General features: G+C 35.5%; 13 protein-coding genes and 2 pseudogenes. 11 read left to right on the forward strand and 4 right to left on the reverse strand.

Annotated elements, in window-relative coordinates:
* The 3 genes and pseudogenes from ACP6PK_RS13420 to ACP6PK_RS13430 all read left to right on the forward strand — a co-directional run.
* A pseudogene (locus ACP6PK_RS13420) lies at positions 1-952 on the forward strand (hypothetical protein); the annotation flags it as partial.
* 45 nt (positions 953-997) lie between these two features.
* On the forward strand, positions 998-3,208 hold the full coding sequence (locus ACP6PK_RS13425; RefSeq protein ID WP_426560036.1) for a serine/threonine phosphatase: 2,211 nt from the start codon (positions 998-1,000) through the stop codon (positions 3,206-3,208).
* Positions 3,209-3,609: 401 nt separating this feature from the next.
* Positions 3,610-4,830 carry a protein kinase domain-containing protein gene (locus tag ACP6PK_RS13430; protein WP_426560037.1) on the forward strand — a complete coding sequence of 407 codons (1,221 nt, stop codon included), beginning with the start codon at positions 3,610-3,612 and terminating at the stop codon, positions 4,828-4,830.
* A 672-nt stretch (positions 4,831-5,502) separates the two neighbouring features.
* Here the strand turns inward: ACP6PK_RS13430 and ACP6PK_RS13435 are convergent.
* Both ACP6PK_RS13435 and ACP6PK_RS13440 read right to left on the reverse strand, forming a co-directional pair.
* Complete coding sequence (locus tag ACP6PK_RS13435) at positions 5,503-5,721, reverse strand: DUF4327 family protein (protein ID WP_094673503.1); 219 nt, start codon at positions 5,719-5,721, stop codon at positions 5,503-5,505.
* A gap of 880 nt (positions 5,722-6,601) precedes the next feature.
* Positions 6,602-7,681, reverse strand: a complete 1,080-nt coding sequence (locus ACP6PK_RS13440) for an HlyD family secretion protein (RefSeq protein WP_426560038.1) — start codon at positions 7,679-7,681, stop codon at positions 6,602-6,604.
* Between the two features lie 418 nt (positions 7,682-8,099).
* On the opposite strand from ACP6PK_RS13440, the gene ACP6PK_RS13445 reads away from it, so the two are divergent.
* The 6 genes from ACP6PK_RS13445 (at position 8,100) to ACP6PK_RS13470 (ending at position 14,052) form a co-directional block, all read left to right on the forward strand.
* Positions 8,100-8,315, forward strand: coding sequence for a hypothetical protein (locus ACP6PK_RS13445; protein WP_426560039.1), 216 nt, complete (start codon positions 8,100-8,102; stop codon positions 8,313-8,315).
* 815 nt (positions 8,316-9,130) lie between these two features.
* On the forward strand, positions 9,131-9,319 hold the full coding sequence (locus tag ACP6PK_RS13450) for a hypothetical protein (RefSeq protein WP_426560040.1): 189 nt from the start codon (positions 9,131-9,133) through the stop codon (positions 9,317-9,319).
* A 218-nt stretch (positions 9,320-9,537) separates the two neighbouring features.
* On the forward strand, positions 9,538-9,750 hold the full coding sequence (locus ACP6PK_RS13455; RefSeq protein ID WP_426560041.1) for a hypothetical protein: 213 nt from the start codon (positions 9,538-9,540) through the stop codon (positions 9,748-9,750).
* Between the two features lie 383 nt (positions 9,751-10,133).
* Entirely contained in the window at positions 10,134-10,379 is a 246-nt protein-coding gene (locus tag ACP6PK_RS13460; protein WP_426560042.1) for a hypothetical protein, read from the forward strand.
* 1,034 nt (positions 10,380-11,413) lie between these two features.
* The gene (locus ACP6PK_RS13465; protein ID WP_426560043.1) at positions 11,414-11,665 is read left to right on the forward strand and encodes a hypothetical protein; all 252 of its coding nucleotides are present in this window, start codon (positions 11,414-11,416) and stop codon (positions 11,663-11,665) included.
* Between the two features lie 176 nt (positions 11,666-11,841).
* Complete coding sequence (locus ACP6PK_RS13470; protein ID WP_426560044.1) at positions 11,842-14,052, forward strand: peptidase domain-containing ABC transporter; 2,211 nt, start codon at positions 11,842-11,844, stop codon at positions 14,050-14,052.
* Positions 14,053-14,235: 183 nt separating this feature from the next.
* On the opposite strand, the gene ACP6PK_RS13475 is transcribed toward ACP6PK_RS13470, so the two are convergent.
* Together ACP6PK_RS13475 and ACP6PK_RS13480 are read right to left on the reverse strand one after the other, a co-directional pair.
* Complete coding sequence (locus ACP6PK_RS13475; protein WP_426560047.1) at positions 14,236-14,499, reverse strand: DUF2887 domain-containing protein; 264 nt, start codon at positions 14,497-14,499, stop codon at positions 14,236-14,238.
* A 170-nt stretch (positions 14,500-14,669) separates the two neighbouring features.
* Positions 14,670-14,888 (reverse strand): annotated as a pseudogene (locus tag ACP6PK_RS13480) (DUF2887 domain-containing protein).
* A 313-nt stretch (positions 14,889-15,201) separates the two neighbouring features.
* On the opposite strand from ACP6PK_RS13480, the gene ACP6PK_RS13485 reads away from it, so the two are divergent.
* On the forward strand, positions 15,202-17,124 hold the full coding sequence (locus tag ACP6PK_RS13485) for a sister chromatid cohesion protein PDS5 (RefSeq protein ID WP_426560045.1): 1,923 nt from the start codon (positions 15,202-15,204) through the stop codon (positions 17,122-17,124).
* Between the two features lie 911 nt (positions 17,125-18,035).
* Positions 18,036-18,761, forward strand: a complete 726-nt coding sequence (locus ACP6PK_RS13490) for an alternative oxidase (protein WP_426560046.1) — start codon at positions 18,036-18,038, stop codon at positions 18,759-18,761.
* Positions 18,762-19,039: the final 278 nt, after the last annotated feature.

Raw genomic sequence — 19,039 nt, forward strand, 5'->3', positions numbered from 1 at the left:
TAGCGCTATAGAAAATTCTCAGAATTTACCTTCCGGAAATGAAAATTCAAAATTTGATAGTCAGAATTATAGCGCTATAGAAAATTCTCAGAATTTACCTTCCGGAAATGAAAATTCAAAATTTAATACTCAAAACTATTGCGCAATAGAAAAGTCTCAGAACTTACCTTCCGAAAATGGAAATTCAAAATTTAATACTCAAAACTATAACGCAATAGAAAAATCTCAGAACTTACCTCCGGAAGGAAATGAAAATTCAAAATTTAATACTCAAAACTATAACGCAATAGAAAAATCTCAGAACTTACCTCCGGAAGGAAATGAAAATTCAAAATTTGATACTCAGAACTATAACGCTGTAGAAAAATCTCAAGTCTTACCTCAGGGAAATGGAAATTCAAAATTTAATACTCAGAACTATTGCGCAATAGAAAATTCTCAGAACTTACCTCCCGAAAATGAAAAAGACTTAATTATTCTCACACAATGTCCCACAAACTGGAATGATCTACGCATCTGGTTCCGCCGGGCAATAAATCAACAAAAAAAACTAGCCATCGCCTACTCCCAACCTTCCATTATCCCTCCCACAGAAATCTGGCAAAAACTCCTGGGAATTGCCAAATATCTCAGCCGTACTGGCCAACCCGTAACTCGTTATCAATTGCTAAAAAAGTTAAGTATTAGCGATCCAACTCTTAAACTAGGGTTTAAGGCTATACAGCATCTTGGATTTAATATCAAGTACAAAGACAGATATTTTTACATAATCGAGAATAAAACCAAAAATCAACAATCAGAAACTTTATCCCAAATAATTGGAAAATTCCTAGCAGCAGTATCAGAAGAACAATTTAGGCAAAAATACTTTTGTGAAGTGCCTCTAAAAACAATAGAAGCGATCGCAGCCCAAACAATTTTAGAAGATACTAATACCTCCATTCCCTTCTAGTTGCTCTACAATAATTTAAGTTGTGACATAGAACAGCCTCCTATTATGCTCATCTGTCCCCAATGTGAGTTTGAAAATCCTAACAATCATAAATATTGTCAAAAATGTGGTACATCCTTAACCCACAAAAATTGTTGTCAATGTGGCTCACAAGTCCCCTTGACTGTTCTAAAATGTCACAACTGTGGAGCCTACACAGGTCAAGTATGGAAGGCCATTATTTATAATCAAACAGAAGTTACTATTCCCAACCTACCAGAGATTAATCTCAAGAAACTGAGTCAAGAAGAATTCATTACAGGAGCAAGCCCCCTGGACAAGGATTCGGCAGAGTCAGCAGCAGATATAATTTCTGAAGAATCTGAAGAAATTTTAGAATCCTCTCAGAATTCGGAGGAGAAAATTGAAATAGAAGATAATTTAGAATCTAGTGAGACTTTGGCTAAATCAGCTTCTACATCTGAAACTGAAGACACTAAACCAGAAATAATAGGGGACTCAGATAATTTAGAATCAACAACTGCAGATATACTTAGTCCAATGTCTGAAGCAGTAAACACAGAGAGTCCATTATCCTTAAATGATACAGAAATTCTGTCTACTGGATCAGATGGATCAGAAGAAAAATACTTAGACTCTCAACAACGCTACCAAGTATTGGAAACTATACCAGTAAGTAACCAAGGTCAAACAGTAGTTGTGCAAGTATTAGACCGTTACCCACTAGAAGAAACCCCAATTAAAGCTTGGTTGCGAAATAACTCAGGTCAGTTTAAACCAATAACCCCCGAAGCTATGGAAGCTTTAATTATCCCCATCATTGCCCAACCTTATATAGCCTTAGATACTCAAATACCTCAACATTTGCCAGCTATTCACGATGGTTGGCGATTAGATGCTATTCAAAGAGCGCCAACGCCAAACGAAGAAATACTACTTTTGGCAGACTATAGCAGTTGGCCCAAATTACTTGACCTCTGGGGCAGCGAACATCTATCCCAACTGCAAATTTTATCGTGGTTACAGCAAATGACAGAACTTTGGGCAGCCTTAGTACCCTGGAATTGTTGTCAAAGTATACTGAAACATGAAAATCTCCGGGTAAATGAAGCGGAGAATAACTCCATTAAGTTACAACGCTTATATTCAAAACCTGGTGAAGAAAAAAATATTAATGACCTAATGCTATTCTGGCAATGGTTGTTTGAGCAATCCCAACGTACACAGTTTGGTTGGATAACAACTTTATTTCAAGATTGGCGAGATGGCAAAATACAAACTATTGAACAATTGCAATTGCATTTAATGAATACTCAAGATAATTTACAACCTCAACCACCTCCTACATCTCCAGCTACAGTTTTACAAACAAATGATTCTACCTCAGAAATAGTAGATAATATTGAAACTCAGGATACTGAACTTTTACCAATACAGTTAATAAGTTTGGAAAGTTCGGGTAAAAGTGATATAGGTACTCAACGTGACCATAATGAAGATGCTTTTGGGATTCAAACTCAGATAGAAAGTCAAGAAACAACTACCGAAAGAATTATTCAGGCGAAAGGAATTTATATACTTTGTGATGGTATGGGAGGACACGCTAGTGGAGAAATAGCGAGTCAGTTAGGAGTAGATACGATTAAACAATATTTTAAAACTGAAAGTAGTTGGTCAGTAGGTTTGTCTTCAGAGGAAATAATTCGTGAAGCAATTTTACAGGCGAATGAGGTCATTTACGATATTAACCAACAAGAGGTTCGTTCTGGTAGTAGTCGGATGGGTACTACTTTAGTCATGGCAATGATTTACGATACAAAAGTAGCTGTCGCTCATGTAGGGGATAGTCGTTTGTATCGTTTTTCTCGTCAGGGAGGTTTAGACCAAATTACTCTAGACCATGAAGTAGGTCAAAGAGAAATTAATCGTGGAGTTGAACCAGAAATAGCTTATGGTCGCCCCGATGCTTATCAATTGACTCAAGCTTTAGGACCACGAAATGAAAATTTTGTGAGACCTGATATACAGTTTTTGAATTTAGATGAGGATAGTCTATTAATTTTAGCCTCTGATGGTTTGACAGATAATCAACTTCTGGAAAATCATTGGCAAACTCACCTCGAACCACTTTTAGACAAGCAAGCTAATTTGGAGTTGGGTGTAAGTAAGTTAATTGATTTGGCAAATCAATATAATGGTCACGATAATATTACAGCAATTGTGATTCGTGCTTTAGTTAAGCCACAAGAAAATTAGAGAAATTTTGTTGATACAGGCCAAGTAAAAAAATATCTTATTCCTGATACTAATTCACTTAAAAAATATCACAAATAGTTCGTAACTCATACAGTCAAAGAATAAACTGAAATTCTTGTAAAATTCAGCTCTCTAACTTCTAACTTCTGACTTTACTAAAAAATGAGGTCTAAAGCCTCCCCTTTGTAAGGGGATGAAAAAGCGGTCGTTTGCGGAGCAGTCCGTAGGATGGGATGCCGAGGTCTCCTTTCCCTCCGGGACGCTACGCGAACGGCATATCCAATCGACCAAGAGAAAGATTTAACTCAGTATTTCAAGCCTCATAATTTAGTCGGAGGTTGACTGATAACTGATAACTGATAACTGATAACTGAAATGACTCCCTACTCCCTCTAAAAATTGTGATTAGGTTAACCCTCCTAGACCCTCAAAAAAATACCCCCTTAAAAAATTGGGACTTTCAGAGCGAATCAATAATCAAGGTTGGTCGCTCTCCTGATAACAATATTGTTTTATCTGATAGTTTAGTTTCCCGATACCATCTAGAACTACATAAAATATCAAAGTCTCAATCTGGAAATATTTGGCGCTTAGTTAGTCAAGGCACAAATGGGACTTTTGTTAATGGAGTTTTGATGTCTCAGGGAATTGTTTCTGATGGTTCCCTGATACAGTTAGCGAGAGGCGGTCCGATTTTTAAATTTCAAGTTCAGCCTGAATCTGCTGCCAAAAGTCCCCAGCAATGTTGTCCCCGCGCTGGTGATAACCCAACAGGAAATTTATTCTGCATCTATTGTGGTAAACCAATTCAGGTTCAACGCAGTATTCGTCAATATCAAGTATTACGGATATTGGGTCAAGGTGGTATGGGTACTACCTATTTGGCTTGGGATCGGGAGCGACATAATTTGCAAGTGGGCGCTTCCCCTGCTGCTGCTTTGGTGGTACTCAAGGAAATGAATGCTGATATGGCTCAAATTCGTAAGGCTCAAGAATTATTTGAGCGAGAAGCTAAAGCGCTTAAATCATTAGACCATTTAGGAATTCCCAAGTTTTTCGATTTTTTTGTCGAAGAAGACAAGAAATATTTGGCAATGGAAATGATTCATGGTCAGGATTTGGAGAAACGCATTGCTACTCAAGGACCAATTTTGCCACAACAGGCAATAGAGTGGATGATTCAGACTTGCGAAGTCCTAGAATACATTCACTCACAAGAACCCCCACTTATTCACAGGGATATTAAACCTGCTAATCTGCTCGTGCGCCGTCGCGACAATCAGATAGTGGTTTTAGATTTTGGGGCAGTTAAAGAAATTGGAACACCTTTGGGTACCCGAATTGGCGCAGAAGGTTATAGCGCCCCCGAACAAGATCGCGGGCAACCTTTAACTCAATCTGATTTGTATGCGGTGGGTGCAACTCTGATTTTTTTGCTGACTGGGAAAAGTCCAATGCACTTTTATGATAATCGTGGCAATGGTTATCGGTTTTATATTGAAAGCGTTCCCACTATTACACCAAAACTACGGGAGGTGATTGAAAAAGTTACACAACCATTGCCTGGCGATCGCTATCAAACTGCTCCAGAATTAGCAGAAGCGTTGAAGAGTTGTCTTTAGGGAGCAAACATCATCAGTCTTAATGAGCTGATACTAAATCTGGTTTAGATGTGTTATTTCTGAAAGGAGATAACAGGAAAAAAATGATGAATATTCTTTTGTAAATCCGACTTGGTATCCGCGATATAAAGGTATATTTGACTTCTTGAGGAGGAATGTTTGTAATAGTGTAATACTATTTCATTATCCATCTTGTGCAAGATTTAACCTACTCAAATCGTAAGCATTCAGCTGTCAGCTATCAGCTATCAGCAAAGAAGAAATTAGCCTCTAAAGAGAATTAAAAGTTATGAATAAAGTTGGTCATCAGCTAATCTTAGAATTCCTTGATTCTTTATAAAAGCTCTTTGCGCAGCATTCCGCATTTCGTGCAGAATGCTAATGGGTGAATACTTACCTCAAATCAGTTAAAACAATTATATTATAAGTTCATCATTTAAAGTAAAGGCAGTTAGCTGCATAGCAAGAACCATTAATGGTTTGTACACTGTTTACATATCTTGGAATTACAGTTTTATACTTGGGGCAATTAAACAATTTTAAGCAACTAAGTTTTTTTGAACATGACTACAGTTGCCAAAAGTTTTATACCCAGAAGTTTCCTGATGAGGGACAACTATCAACCCTTTTTTTTCATTCGTCTAGTTGAAGTTTGATAGGAAAGTTAGTAGATTAATCTTCTTCCCAAGCTTCTACAGCTAATAGTTCACTAATTGGATCTTGCATCGAAAAACCAAACTCTTGCAGTTCTTTTTTCCAATAGTGCCATTTATCGCCAAAAAGTAGGGCTATCTTCCAGATACTATCTGTTGGCTTAATTACATTAGATTTCAGAAGGGAATTCACCTGACGCTGGAGTTTATCCATCGGGTGTATAACCTGTTGGCTCATAATACCTCTTAATTTTTTGAAATTCTGCTAAACACTACCTACCCATTCTCACTTTTACCGATTCGTGGATTTTTCGTGGCCTTGGGAAAGGTGCTTTATATGTTTATAATGTATAATACTTACTTTTGGCAAGCCACTATAAGTAAAACTAAATTATTTCAAACAAACGGTAATATTTGTTTATTATTATTGGTTTTTATGTGTTTTCCTACTTGAAAAAAATTAATTAATGTGATATACAAAAATACTATTCCTGGATAGGTAAACAATCTTTATTTTTGATCATATCGAGAATTATAACACAAATTAGACATAGATCAAGATTTAGTTAGTCTGAAAGGATAAATTTAGTTAATTGTGGAGATGATAAATAGCAATGAGTAATTTTTAGTATATTGTAGTTATCCTAAATTAGTCGATCAGCATTTCTACTTTTTATAGAATGGGACTTATGCCAAGAAATCCAGTTTCTACAATAAATCTGGTTTGAATATTATAGATATCTACGCACATAAACTGTTTTGGCGTTCATGTGCTTCAATCCCCTGTTTATCCTAAATTCTGGGAAAGGCCAGGGCGACTAATAGATTGTGAAAAGATTAGCTATAATACCAGTTTGATAAATGTTTGCTATAAATAGCTAGGGTAATTTTTAGGAGTCAGGAGGTAGGGACGTTGCATAAGGGCGTCCGTACGGAGTCGCATGGGAATGGCTTTAATATAGTTTTTTAGGTCATACATCATATTTTTTGTCCAAGGGACATCTCCTGTGAAGTCTTTTTATCGCTCTTACTATTCGTAACATTCTTTTTTCAAAATGGTATAACAATAATAGTTCTATTCTTAATCTGTCCAGCTCAAACAAATAAAATACTAATAACTAAAAATCAGTTAATAGTCTAACTTTTCTGAGAACAAAAGTTAATACAGTTTCGTGTGAATAAATAATATCAGCTCGACCTTCCATTCCTGGTTTAATCTGATATTGGCGATCGCCCTTGATTAAGTAAGGTTGTTCAGGTGTTATAGTCACCTCATAATAAGCTTCTTGAAGCACTTCTGGAGCAATAGCATCTGGAGAAATTGAACTGACAGTTCCTTTGAGAATACCATAATCAGGGAAAGGATAAGCTGAAACCCGAATTTGCACAGGTTGATCTACTTTCACCCTAGCGATATCTGCTGCTGTCACCCTAGCTTTAAATACTAAAGGTGTATTACTAGGAACAATCTGAGCGATAGCTGCTCCTGATGCCACAGTTTGTCCAGGGTTACGCAAAGATAATTTAAGTATAGTACCATTTGCAGGAGCGCTAATTACGCTATTATCAAGCTTAATATTTATCTGTTCTAGTTCTCTGTTACCAGCAGTCAATTCTTTAATTAGTTCTGTTCGCTTAACTATCAGATCGCGTCTATCTTTAGCAAATTGTTGAGCAACTGTAGGCAAAGATTGGGATAATTCTAAAATAGCTGACTCAATGGATGATTCGTCTATCTTATTATTTGCTGCTGTAGGTGATTGTAATTGCTGAAAGGTTTGAGGTCTAGCAGTAGCTATAATTTGAACTTCTAGAGCAGATAGTTGTTGATTTATCTGTTCTAATTCTATATTGCACTGTTTAATTTTTTCTTGTAGTTTATTTTTTTGACGACTCAGAGTAGATTCATCTATGCGTGCGATCGCATCTCCCATCTTGACGGTTTGATTTTCATTTACTTCTATACTATCAACTTTACCTTCTGTAAGTGCTTGAACAATTCTTACATCTCCTGTTGGTCTAGCAATAGCTTCAGTTCTGACAGTAGGATTATACTTGATTACACTCATTAGAGCAATAGCTGCACCAAATGTTCCCACTAAAAACATTCCAGCTATCTTATTCCAACGACTCATAGGAGGGAGAAATTCATCACTTTCTAAGGTTTGTACTTCTATAGAATCAGAATTATTAAACATAATTGATTTTTACCTAATAAAATAATTTTTTTGAGACTAAATTGAGAGATTAATATCAGCTTCAGCTAATTAACTTATTTATATTATTCCCTGTTCAATCAAATATTTTCGGGGAAGTTACATATCACTGTAAAATTTTAATTTTTCTATGAGTTAGCTTGCTGATATATTTTTTTACTTTCCACCAGAGAAAATTCTTTAACTTAGGAGTTATTTTGTAACTGATCCGGATAAAGTTAAAACTGGCAGAAATTAGGATTAAAGTAAATACTCAACATAAAATTATCATAGAAGTTGGCAAAAATCCGGATACTGCAGATTATTTGGGAAGTATAAACTAAAATTCCTTCAGAAGTTAAATAAATCAGCAAAGATTACTGCTATTTTCATAAAATTATTAACCATGAGGAAGTTCATCATGCAAGAATCTCAACAAAAGCAACTTTTTACAGAACTAAATTTAGAAGAATCTACCACAATAAATGGTGGTTACAATGAAAATTCTCCATATCGCCGTAGTTTTTTAGGTTTTCAACTTTGTCCTCGAAGTTATTACGGTTATAACCGTTATTCTCCTGACTATCAACGTTATAATTCTAATTACTATAAAGGGAATATAAGAGGCTATTACTAATTGAAAATTTTTCTTTTTTAAATTAAATCAGATAGAAATTATCAGGATTTAGCTGTGATACCAGGGGTGATAAATTTTGACTACAAATAGTTAGATTGCTACTTAGGAGTCAGGTAGGGTGACCGTCGGATTTGCGAGGTATAGTCAATAGTCAGAAGGATATGAATACTTCTATATTATCTCTAACTTTTATAGTTGATTTACTAACCTATAAATCTTTAAAATAAACCGAGGATTTTATTTCCAAAACCCTTAAGTTTGCTGTTGCTAATTTGAGGGATATAGTAATACTATAGGATTATTTTTTGCAATTATTTTTACTGAAATTACTATGCATAAATATTGATTCTTTTTAGTTATATATCCTCTTTTAAAGAATAATGATTCAATTAGATTTATACCAAATTTTAAAAAGGCAGTTACATCTTAAGTTGTGATTTATTCCTAGAATAAAAAGCTTGATAAATCCCATAAATTCTAAAAATTAAACCTTTTTTCCTCTTTTTTATTATTTTTTTTCTTTGCCAGATGAGCTGTTACCAGATGAGCTGTGCCGTGACTGTAGCAATATTTTATGAAATTGGTATTATAGCGGTTTTCACTCATGTTAACTACAAAAAATCTTCCTCCTTCCTTCTGTCTTTAACCCCAAATCTCTGTACTCTATATTAATGAAAACTACTATAATTAAAAAATATTTGGCTCAGTATCTATCCGGATGTTCCTAACTACTAAGGAAGAATGAATTGTAATTCCTAGTAGTAAACAGGAATTATTAAACGTTACTAATGTAATTAACTTTGAGGAAAATATCGATGCAAGAAAAAGAAAATAGCCAACTCTTTACTGACCTTTCTACTGAAGAGTCTGCTACTATCAATGGCGGTCATGGATATTATGGTCGTTATAGTCGTCGCCGTTATTACGGTTATGGCTATCGTCGTTATTATCGTCGGCCTGTACGTTATTACTCCCGTCGTAGATACTATGGCGGCTGCTACTAATTAAAACTTTTTAATAGTATTTTTCTCCTGATAAATTGAAAAAAAAGTAAATTTTTTAGTGCTTTTTATCAGCCTATAAATAGCATATAATCAGGAAAAAAAATCTCCGGATGCTGGAAGTCACTAACGAAGAATAGATCGGAAATTACAAGATAGTTAAATAAAATTCTAGAGATTTTAACTATCTTGTAAACCGAAATAAAGCAGAGGATAATATTATGCAAGAAACTCAAAACAGCGAACTATTTTCTGACCTTTCTTCTGAAGAGTCTGGCACTATTAATGGTGGTCATTATTACGATGATTGTTACGGTTATGGTCGGCCTGTACGTTACTATCGTCGTCCTGTTAGTTACCACTATCGTAGCTACAGCTACCATTATAGTCGCCCTGTAAGTTATAGCTACAGAGGCTATTACGATTGCTACTAAAAATTAGGGATTTAACTCTGATTTAAGCTAATTTAAGTTCAATTAATTCAACTAAATTTAGCACTTACAAAATTATAAGTGCTTTTTGATAAAACTTGAATTAGCTATCAGATTTACCTAGGAAATACTCCACAAATAGCAGTCAGTTATCAGCCTAAAAAATAGTTACACAAAGGTTATGCTTCAAGATATTTTAAAGCCATTAAAAAACTGACTGCTAATTTAGTAAAGCTTTTTAAATAGCAGTTATATAGAAATCAAAAAAATCTCCTGAAGCTCTAACTAACCTAAAGAATAATCTATTACAAATCACGAGATAGTTAAATAAATAAATAAATATAAATTTAAACTACCTTGTAGATCAAATTAACTCTGAGGAAAAAATGATGCAAGAAACTCAAAATAACGAACTATTTTCTGATATTTCTACTGAAGACTCTGCCACTATTAATGGTGGTCATGGTTGTGGTTGTGATGGTTCTGGTTACGGTCGCTCTGCAAGTTATGGTTATGGTCGCCGTGGCTATTACTATGGTGGTTATGGATATGGTCGCCCTGTACGTTATGGCTACCGTCGTGGTGGTTATGGATATGGTTATGTTGGCTACCGTCGTGGTGGCTGCTACTAATATCAAATCCGGTTGAATAGTTATTGTATAGTTGGGGGTGGGGAGTAGGGAAGAAGGGGAGTAAGGGAGTGGGGGGGTGGGGGAGAATAAAAAATCAAGAATAATTAACATTAACTGACCTAAAATCAGCCAAAAAATTATTCTACTAAAGTCATTACTTAAGAACTGAAGTTTTAATTAAGTATAGCATTAAGGCATGGGAATTGGTATAGCAATTCTAAATAGGTCGCGGGTAATCAAAAAGAAGAAGGGGAGTAAGGGAGTGGGGGGGTGGGGGAGAATAAAAAATCAAGAATAATTAACATTAACTGACCTAAAATCAGCCAAAAAATTATTCTACTAAAGTCATTACTTAATAACTGAAGTTTTAATTAAGTATAGCATTAAGGTATGGGAATTGGTATAGCAATCCTAAATAGGTCGCGGGTAATCAAAAAGTAGATAAAAAACTTGAAACTCCTGCCTATTCCCAGTTAAGTGTTCCCTAAAAATCAGTAAGATTTTTGCCACGAATATGCGGAGGATTGCTATATAAGGGAGATTGAAGCAATTATAAACATATACTATATAACCGGATTCTATATAAAAGTTATATCATGGTGGAATTATAACTTTAATTGACATTGCATTAAATCAAGTACCTATAATTTTATGGGTGCTTTTTTATCATTTTCTTCATAGTAAGATTTATTTCTCATATAGCAATTCTCTAGTATAGAGGTAGAAAGTTTTAGAAAATAGTGAATAGACATAAAAACTTATACTAAATATTTATCAAATTGAATATATATCGCTACAGGAAAGTCAAAATTTAAAAGTAATATTTGAATGTAGCTTACAAAGGTTGAAAACTATATTTTATTCAAAAAAATCTAGGTTATTGGAAAATTAAAAATTGTAGTTTAATCTAAATCAAAAAAATCTCCGGAAGCTGCAACTCACCAAAGGAATAATCTATTACAAATCACGAGATAGTTAAATAAATAGAAACAAATTTATACTAGCTTGTTGATTGAATTAACTCTAAGGAAAAAATGATGCAAGAAACTCAAAATAACGAATTATTTTCTGATATTTCTACTGAAGACTCTGCTACTATTAATGGTGGTCATGGTTGTGGTTGTGGTGGTTACGGTCGCGGTCGCTCTGTAAGTTATGGTTACGGCGGATATCGTGGTGGCTATGGCTACGGTTATGGTGGCTACTACCGTGGTGGCTATGGATACGGTCGCTCTGTAAGTTATAGCTACCGTCGTGGTGGCTATGGTTATGGTGGCTGCTACTAAAACCTATATCATGGTGGGATTATAGCTCTAATTGGCATTTCATTAAATTAAGCACCTATAGCTTTATTAGCTTTATGGGTGCTTTTTTCTGATTTGATTGATAGTAAACAGTAATAGTTATTTGGCATAGTATTATTCATCAGTCTAATTATTTATAAATTAAAAATTCAATTATTATGTTAGATATTGTACCAGTACCAATATTACCAAAAGCATCTACTGAACGTGAAGTAAATAACTTTAATAAATATCCAATAATTCTTCAGCAAAGTGAGGAAGATTGTGGAGCAGCTTGTTTAGCTTCTATTGCCAAATATCATGGTCGTAATTTAACAATTAATCGGATCAGAGAAACGATAGGTACTAATCAACAAGGAACTACATTATTAGGTTTAAAACAAGGTGCAGATACTATCGGTTTTAATGCTAGATCTGTGAAAGCTAATCCAGGAATTTTAAATAAAATTGAACAGGCTCCTTTACCAGCAATTATTCATTGGCAAGGTTATCATTGGGTAGTTTTGTATGGTAAACAAGGGGATAAATATGTAATTGCTGACCCTGCTATCGGGATTCGTTTTTTGTCTGAAAAAGAATTAGCTGAGGCTTGGGAAGATTGGGTTTGTTTATTAATAGAGCCTGACCCAAAACGCTTTTTTTCTGAGGCTGATGAAAAGGTAAGTAGTATTAGCAGGTTGGTGAGACGAGTTTGGTATTATCGTCAAATTATTATTCAGGTATTTCTGTTAAATATTGTCTTAGGTTTACTTTCTATTGCTTCTCCTTTTTTGGTACAAATTCTGACTGATGATGTGCTAGTTAGGGGTGATTTTCAGTTACTTACTAGCGTGGTAATTGCTGTAATTGTGATGAATATTTTTAGCAGTTGTCTGGAGTTAGTTCAATCTAATATGATTGCTCATTTTGCCCAACGTTTGGAGTTAGGATTAGTTATGGAGTTTGGCAGACAAATTTTACGTTTGCCATTGAATTATTATGAGACGCGACGTAGTGGTGAAATTGTTAGTAGGCTGACAGATATTAAAGAGATTAATCAGTTAGTTTCCCAAGTAATTGTGAGTTTACCTAGTCAATTTTTTATTGCTTTGGTTTCTTTGATTGTGATGTGCCTATATAGTTTTTCCTTGACTATAGTTGCTGTTTTTATGGCAGTAGTTATGACTTTATCAACTATTGCTTTGTTGCCGATATTACAGCAAAAAACTAGAAATTTATTTGCTTTAGAAGCAGAAACTCAGGGTGTTTTGGTAGAGACTTTTAAGGGAGCAATGACTCTGAAAACTACTTCTAGCGCTCCTCAGTTTTGGGAAGAATATCAAGGTAGATTTGGCAAGTTGGCTAATTTGAGTTTTAGAACTACTCAGATTGGGATTGTCAATGATGTATTTTCTGGTTTAGTTAGTAATATTGGTAATATTTTTCTGTTATGGTTTGGCAGTAATTTAGTCATAGCTGAACAATTAAGTATTGGTCAGTTATTGGCTTTTATTGCTATGAATCAATATGTGTCAACTTTGGTTAGTACATTAGTGGGATTGATGGATGAATTGGCAAAAGTTCAGACTGCTACGAGACGACTTTCAGAAGTAATTGATTATCCTGCTGAAACTGATGAAAAACATCAAAAACCAGAAGCTAAAATTAAGGATAATGCGGATATTATTTGCTCTAATATTAGTTTTCACTACGCTGGGAGAATTGATTTATTAGAAAATTTTTCTGTGAGGTTTCCTGGTGGTAAATCTATTGCTTTAATTGGTGAGTCTGGCTGTGGTAAAAGTACGGTTGCTAAATTAATTGCTGGTTTATATCCTGTGCAGTCTGGTAATATTCAAATTGGTATTTATAATTTACAAGATTTAGATATAAATTCTCTGAGAAAACAAATTGTATTAGTTCCTCAAGATGCTCATTTTTGGAGTCGTTCAATTATTGAAAATTTCCATTTAGCTGCCCCGGGTGTAACATTTGAACAAATCGTTCAAGCTTGTCAAATTTCTGGAGCAGATGAATTTATTAGTCGTTTACCTGATAAATATCAAACTGTTTTAGGAGAATTTGGAGCGAATATTTCTGGCGGACAAAGACAGCGTTTGGCAATAGCAAGGGGTATTGTTAATGACCCGCCTGTATTAATTTTGGATGAGTCAACTTCAGGTTTAGATCCAATTGCTGAGTCGGAAGTTTTGGAAAGTTTATTATCTTATCGTGGCGGAAAAACTACTATTTTTATTAGTCATAGACCGAGGGTAATTAGTAGAGCTGATTGGATTATTTTATTGAATCATGGGCAATTAGAATTGCAAGGTTCTCCGGCATCTTTAAGGGCACAAAATGGGAATCATTTAGATTTTTTGAATCCTTAAAGGAGAGTGGGGGAGTAGGGGAGTAGGGGAGTAGGGGAGTAGGGGAGTAGTAAAAATATGAATAATTAACACTAAAATAACGTAAGATTGTATCGTAGGGTTTTGGTTTCCAAATCCCATTTTCGCTTGGGGAAAGGAGACCAAACCCCTACATTTTTCTGGTAATTGATAGACTATTATCGTCTATATTAATTCGATAATATTCTGTTGTCTGAATGTATCTGTTAATTGAACTTTTGTTTTTTCAACTAACGACTTAGCCACATCAACTGCGGTTTCTTCTGATTCTACTACCAGTTTAACAATTCCTACTCCTAATGAATCTGATTCTAACTCATCTAAATAGATTCGTTCGACTCTTTCTAAGGTAAACATATCTCCAAATTGGTGAGTTTGTTCCCTCTCGATATTACGAGTTGGATAAATAACTACTGCTCGCCTTTTCAGTTATCAGTTATTAGTTATTAGTTCAGGACTTACGCAAAACATGAAAACATACACCACCTGTAGGGGCGATTGGCCAATCGCCCCTACTAGATGTGGTGGCTATGCGTAAGTCCTGTAGTTATTAGTTATTAGTACCCCAAGCTGAATTAGAGGTAATTATTCACTATTCATTATCCATTAATAAATAATCCATCCAGACGAAATGCTAATTGTTTGACTTCACGGGAAGTAAATTCCTAATTTTTTGTTTCCGGTTCAGAAATACCAATTAATTCAAAAAAGCTCGGTGGAAATGTGAGAAATAGTTTATAAAAAATGCTGTCTGTTTTCATGTTTTGTTGTGATTTTTTAGACTTGTAGGTTGGGTTGACACAACTAATTTTGTGCATTAGGGCGGGTTTATTTAATCTTATGGGTGAGGATGAAAATTGCAGCTAAAACCCGCCCCTACTATTGCATGATTGAAGGTGTATTATTCCAGTGGGTTGGGTTGACGCAGAAAACTCAACAGATATACTCCCAAAAACTGTCATTCAGAATGACAATTGTCTACTTTATTATCAAATTGGCGGGAGTTTTTTTCTGAAAGTATAATTCTATCCTTATTGGCCTAAATTTTTTCTTAATTTTCTTTTTCCGGTTAATTTAATATGCTAACTTAATTTAGCAAGTTGCTGCTTTCTACCTCTCAATCTTAAGATAATGAAACTCTCTAACTCCTTTATTCGTAAATGGCGTTTTTTGCTACTGTTATTCGTGGCTTTATTAGTAGTAAATTTGGGTCATGTTCAAGCTTCTGAGAAGTCACCTCCAGAAGACTGGCAACTCAAGGGAATGTTGGCAGCTTTGGATGATTCTGACACTGATGTTTGGGGTGAGGCTGTCAAAAAAATGTCTGAATATGACCTTAAGTCTCCTGTTAATATCCCCTCAGAGCGGATAGAACAAATTGGCAAATTGTTGAGGGATAAAGATTCAGATATCCGTCGTGCAGCAATAACAGCAGTGGGTGAGATGGGGGCGCAAGCTAAAGAATTGATTCCCCAGTTGCTACAGTTGTTCAGGGATGAAAATTGGCGTGTCGTTATGGCAGCAGCAAAAGCAGTGGGTAATCTTGACTCGGAAGCGCAAGAATTGATTCCCCAGTTGCAGCAGTTATTGCAAGATAAAAATTGGCGTGTCCGTGCTGCAGCAATAACGGCAGTCGGTGAGATGGAGTCAGAGGCTAAACAATTTATTCCCCAGTTGCAGCAGTTGTTGCAAGATAACAATTCGGATGTGCTGAGAGCAGCAGCACCAGCAGTTGGTAATCTAGGGTGGGAGGCTAAACAATTGATTCCCCAGTTGCAGCAGTTGTTGCAAGATAACAATTCGGATGTCCGTTATGCAGCAGTAATAATAGTGGATGAGATGAAGTCGGAAGGGAAAGAATTGATTCCCCAGTTGCAGCAGTTGTTCAGCGATCGACATTCGGAGGTTCGTTATGTAGCAGTAACAGCAATGGGTGATATGGGATGGGATGCTGTAGAATTTATTCCTCAACTACTGAAGTTGTCAAAGGATAGAGATAGACGAGTCCGTTTTGCAGTAATAAGAGCAGTGGGTGAGATAGAATGGGAAGCCCAAATATTTATTCCTGAGTTGCAGGAGCTGTTCAAAGATGAAGATGTGGGTGTTCGTAGAGCAGCAGCAAGAGCAATGGGTGAGATGAGGTCGGAGACTGCTAAACAGTTTATTGGTGAATTGGAGGAGTTGCTAAAGGATGAAGATGAGCGTGTTCGTGCTGCAGCAGCAAGGGCAGTCGGCAATTTGGGGTCGGAGGCTAAACAGTTTATTCGTGAGTTGCAGGAGTTGTTCGGCGATCAAGATGAGCGTGTTCGTGCTGCAGCAGCAAGAGCAGTGGGCAATTTGGGTGCGGAGGCGAAAGAATTGATGCCTCAGTTGCAGCAGTTATTCAGCGATGAAGATGAGTTTGTTCGTAAAGAAGCAGCATCGGTAGTGGGCAATTTGGGGTCGGAGGCTAAACAATTTGTTCCCCAGTTGCAGCAGTTATTCGGCGATGAAGATGAGCGTGTTCGTGCTGAAGCAGTAAGGGCAGTCGGTAATATCGGTTCAGAGGCTAAAGAATTAATGCCCCAATTGTTGCAGTTGTTAAAGGATAAAGATTCAGAGGTTCGTGAAGCAACAGTAAAGGCACTAGCTCAGATGGGAAAATTTAATACTCAGCAGATTTTACAAATTTTGAATGCAACTCATAGAAACAGAGAGCAAGAAGCAGAACTTCGTTTTCTCGCTTACTTTACAACTGGAGGAGACTCTAATAGCATTACTTTAATTCAATGGTTGGGTTCACCAAAACGATATCCTAATCAAATAGATAATTTTGGCGAGGAACGATCTGTTAGCAGAGAAGAGGGCAAAAAAGTTTTGGAGATTTTTGCTGATGCTTGGACAGACACTCAAAATCTAGAATACCTGCGCCCTGAATTGAAAGCACAGATTAAAAAATTGGTGAAAAAGGTGAATTGGGAACCAGAAGATATTTCTTTACTTGAGAGACACTACAACAATCTCCAAAATAAAGACATCAAAGCTAAGATAGATGACTTGCAACAAATACAATGATTTTTCTAAAAATTTGGTTTATTTCAAATTACTTAGGACTTATACCATTTATCAAAAACTTTATCTATTTCAGAGTAGGGAAGTAGGGAAGTAGGGGAGTAGGGGAGTGGGGGAGTGGGGGAGTGGGGGAGAATAAAAAATCAAGAATAATTAACATTAAATTACCTAAAATCAGCAAAAAAGTTATTATATTAAAATAATATCAAGTCCGCTTGGTTTGGAGTAACAATAAACCGGGTTTGTGGGAGTTAAATTGTAGGGAGGTTGCATGCAACTTCCCTACAAGGGCATTTGATACAAACCGGGTTTCTCTGCTTTTTTATACCGATACTACCGTCTTTGATATAATTACTTAATAAATGAAGTTTGAATCAAGTAATATTATGTCCGGATAATTAGTGATAAAAAAATTTTTGTTTGTAGTAGAGCTGCTAGCCCTATCTTATAGTTCGGGCTAGAGCTTTACTACGAAGCTCTAATTATAACTCTTCAACCGGACATGATATAAAGCATTACTTTTGGTAATTGGTATAAAGTTGAATATTTTCTCAAAAAGATTCTATGATTTTTTGCTTAGTTTGATTAGAAATAAAGGCAACTTTAAACATCTAAAAATATTCACTCTATATGCAAATTAAATGTTTAAATTTTTCCCGTCAACAATTAATAATTATTCTGTAGCATAATTACCATTCAAAAGTACAAAGTCAGTTATAATTTTCAAAAAATTAGCCCTGTTTTAGATATAATTTTCTTGGACTTTTTTTAAGTCAAATTATTAAAAAAAAATAAGATTTAGTATATTTAATGACAGTTCAAAAATAGAATGGAAGATTAAACTCTAAAAAGTAGAGAAACAAAAGTCAAGTATCAGGAAGTTTTTCTACTTACCTTTGGAGGAAAATAAATAGATGGTTAAATTATTAGTCAATATTATAGTCTTTGTAATTGACGTATTATATCGCGATCGCCCCTATCCACGTTTTTATGTATTAGAAACAATTGCTAGAGTTCCTTACTTTGCTTACACTTCAGTTTTACATTTTTACGAAACTCTTGGTTTGTGGCGAAAAGCAGACTGGTTAAAAGTTCACTTTGCCGAAAGTTGGAATGAAATGAACCACCTACTAATTATGGAAGCATTAGGAGGAGGTAATTATTGGGGCGATCGTATTCTCGCTCAAACAGTGGGTTTAATTTACTATTGGATCATTGCATTGTTATATGCGGTAGCTCCCAGTCAAGCTTACTTTTTTATGGAAGAAGTAGAAAAGCACGCTTTTCATACTTATGATAGTTTCTTAACTGAAAATGAAGCGGAATTGAAAGAAACAACAGCGCCAGAAGTTGCCATTAAGTATTATCGTGACGGCGATCTTTATATGTTTGATGAGTTTCAAACGACTAGGGTTCCTCAGTCTCGTCGTCCTCAAGTTGACAATTTATATGATGTGTTCGTGAATATTAGAGATGATGAAAATGAACACGTTAAAACTATGGCTGCTTGTCAACATCCAGAAGCTTATCAAAGTCTTCAAAGTCCTCATACTGCTGCGACACAAAATCAAGAATCAGATGTAGAAGTTGTGGTTTTATCTGAAGCAGAAAAAGAAACAGAAACAGGTGTTGAAGTTTAGAAGCCTCACAAAAACCTCTCTCCTACGAGGAGAGAGGCTCTGACCCCCCCTTCCCTACAAGGGAATGGGGGCAAGGGGGTTAGGTTTTTAGGATTCATCAGTTCGCTGCAATACTTCTCAAACAGTTTCTTACTTGAAATTAGAGCTTCGTAGTTGGACTTTAGCGGAATATATAGTAGTTTAACTTAAAAAGTTTAACTTAAAAATGAGACATTTTTTCGTATGAAACTTCCTCATAGCAATAAAGCTTTGTCTGAATCTAAAGTTAAATGACTATA

The sequence above is a fragment of the Dapis hubbardiae BLCC-M172 genome, from assembly GCF_050016015.1.
Classification (GTDB): domain Bacteria; phylum Cyanobacteriota; class Cyanobacteriia; order Cyanobacteriales; family Microcoleaceae; genus Trichodesmium.

Excerpts from the sequence above, each read along its gene's own strand:
- ACP6PK_RS13470 (WP_426560044.1), top strand. The coding sequence starts at position 11,842 with ATGTTAGATATTGTACCAGTACCAATATTACCAAAAGCATCTACTGAA.
- ACP6PK_RS13460 (WP_426560042.1), top strand. The coding sequence starts at position 10,134 with ATGATGCAAGAAACTCAAAATAACGAACTATTTTCTGATATTTCTACT.
- ACP6PK_RS13485 (WP_426560045.1), top strand. The coding sequence starts at position 15,202 with ATGAAACTCTCTAACTCCTTTATTCGTAAATGGCGTTTTTTGCTACTG.
- ACP6PK_RS13440 (WP_426560038.1), bottom strand. The coding sequence starts at position 7,681 with ATGTTTAATAATTCTGATTCTATAGAAGTACAAACCTTAGAAAGTGAT.
- ACP6PK_RS13445 (WP_426560039.1), top strand. The coding sequence starts at position 8,100 with ATGCAAGAATCTCAACAAAAGCAACTTTTTACAGAACTAAATTTAGAA.
- ACP6PK_RS13455 (WP_426560041.1), top strand. The coding sequence starts at position 9,538 with ATGCAAGAAACTCAAAACAGCGAACTATTTTCTGACCTTTCTTCTGAA.
- ACP6PK_RS13465 (WP_426560043.1), top strand. The coding sequence starts at position 11,414 with ATGATGCAAGAAACTCAAAATAACGAATTATTTTCTGATATTTCTACT.
- ACP6PK_RS13450 (WP_426560040.1), top strand. The coding sequence starts at position 9,131 with ATGCAAGAAAAAGAAAATAGCCAACTCTTTACTGACCTTTCTACTGAA.
- ACP6PK_RS13425 (WP_426560036.1), top strand. The coding sequence starts at position 998 with ATGCTCATCTGTCCCCAATGTGAGTTTGAAAATCCTAACAATCATAAA.
- ACP6PK_RS13435 (WP_094673503.1), bottom strand. The coding sequence starts at position 5,721 with ATGAGCCAACAGGTTATACACCCGATGGATAAACTCCAGCGTCAGGTG.
- ACP6PK_RS13490 (WP_426560046.1), top strand. The coding sequence starts at position 18,036 with ATGGTTAAATTATTAGTCAATATTATAGTCTTTGTAATTGACGTATTA.